The 377-nt window shown below is 36.3% G+C and carries 1 protein-coding gene; it reads left to right on the plus strand.

Annotated elements, in window-relative coordinates; all coding sequences use genetic code 11:
- Positions 1–377 (plus strand): KH domain-containing protein (locus tag FUA24_RS20950; protein ID WP_246147124.1); only part of this gene is annotated, 377 nt, incomplete at both ends.

Genomic DNA, 377 nt, shown 5'->3' on the forward strand with positions numbered 1-377 from the left:
TCTGGTATTGCTATGGGATTAATTTCTGATGGTGAACGTTATGCTGTTTTATCTGATATTTTAGGTGATGAAGATCATTTAGGCGACATGGACTTTAAAGTTACTGGTACTGAAGATGGTATTACAGCCTGCCAAATGGATATTAAAATTAAGGGCTTAAGCTACGAGATTTTAGTAAACGCATTAAACCAAGCAAAGGAAGGCAGAATGCACATTCTTGGTAAATTAACCGATACTATTGCAACACCAAATGCAGATGTTAAAGGTCATGCCCCAAAAATGGTTACAAGACGTATACCAAATGAGTTTATAGGTGCACTTATTGGTCCGGGTGGTAAAAACATTCAGGAATTACAAAAAGAGACTGAAACTACTAT

It is taken from the genome of Seonamhaeicola marinus (assembly GCF_008085455.1).